The organism is Streptomyces sp. NPDC006134 (assembly GCF_040628835.1).
Lineage (GTDB): Bacteria > Actinomycetota > Actinomycetes > Streptomycetales > Streptomycetaceae > Streptomyces.
In genome coordinates this window covers 1-1,125 of sequence record NZ_JBEXTV010000152.1, presented here as the reverse complement: position 1 = coordinate 1,125, position 1,125 = coordinate 1, and the positions used below count along the sequence as shown (strand labels likewise).

Annotated in this window: 1 protein-coding gene; it reads left to right on the top strand. The window is 74.9% G+C overall.

What is annotated here, in order from left to right:
• Positions 1-298 precede the first annotated feature (298 nt).
• A complete protein-coding gene (locus ABZ340_RS36595; RefSeq protein WP_358786217.1) occupies positions 299-1,051 on the top strand; it encodes an AfsR/SARP family transcriptional regulator in 753 nt (250 codons plus the stop codon).
• Positions 1,052-1,125 lie beyond the last annotated feature (74 nt).

The window sequence follows — 1,125 nt, the reverse complement described above, 5'->3', positions numbered from 1 at the left end:
GGTGCCCCCCGGCCCGCCCGGGGCACCTCCCCCCGGGCCGGGCCCCCCCGGCGCCCCGGGCCGGGGGTTCCGCAGGCCGGGGCCGGTCCCCCCGGCCTGCGGCGCCGGTGCCACGCACGCCGCACCCGGCACGCCGGGCCATATGCGCGCGGCCCGCGCGCGCCCCCTGCTTCCGGACGTGAATCCGTCATGGGTCCGGCCGAGGGGCGGCCGAGTGGCGACCGAGCAGCTGATGGCTCAATGACGTGGGCCGCCGCTCCGCATCCCCAGCCCGCGGAGCACGCAACGGGGAGAGGCCATGGAAGTGCAGTTGCTCGGGTCAGTGACCATCAGCCACGACGACGTACGGCGTCACGTCGTGTCCAAACGCGTGCGCACCGTCCTCGCACTGCTGTCCCTGCCACCCGGCACACCCATCCTGTACGAGCAGCTGATGGCCGAACTGTGGGGCGAGCGCGAGCTGGAGAACATGCGCAACGCGCTCCAGGCCAACGTCCTGCGGCTGCGCAGGCTGCTCGGCTCCCTCACCGGCCGGCGGGGGGACGAGGTGCTGCGCACGGTCAGCGGCGGCTACCTCCTGGACCTCGCGCCGGACGCCGTGGACGCCCAGCGGTTCCTGTCGCTCGCCGCGCGGGGCTCCGCGGAGCGCGATCCCGGCAAGGCCGTACACCTGCTCGACGAGGCCCTCGGCCTGTGGCGCGGGCCGGCGCTCTTCGACCTCTACGAGGGGCCCAGGCTCCAGCTGGAGGCGGCGCACCTGGAGGAGCAGCGGCTGTGCGCCCGGGAGGACCTGGTCGCGGCACGGCTGCGGATCGGCGAGGGCCGCGGGGTCATCCCGGAGCTGCGCCAGCTGACCGCCCAGCACCCGGGGAGGGAACGGCTGAGCCAGCTGCTGATGCTCGCGCTGTACCGGGACGGCAGACAGACCGAGGCCCTCGACGTGTTCCACCGCACTCGGCAGTGGCTCGTCAAGGAGCTCGGTCTGGAACCGGGTCGTGATCTGTCGAAGGTCTACCAGTCGATCCTCACCCAGGACGCGATGCTGGGGTGAGCCGGTGTGAGCCGGCGCGCCCCCCGGGCCGCCCGCGCACACCCCCGGGCAGGGGGCGGGGGGGGGGGACGATC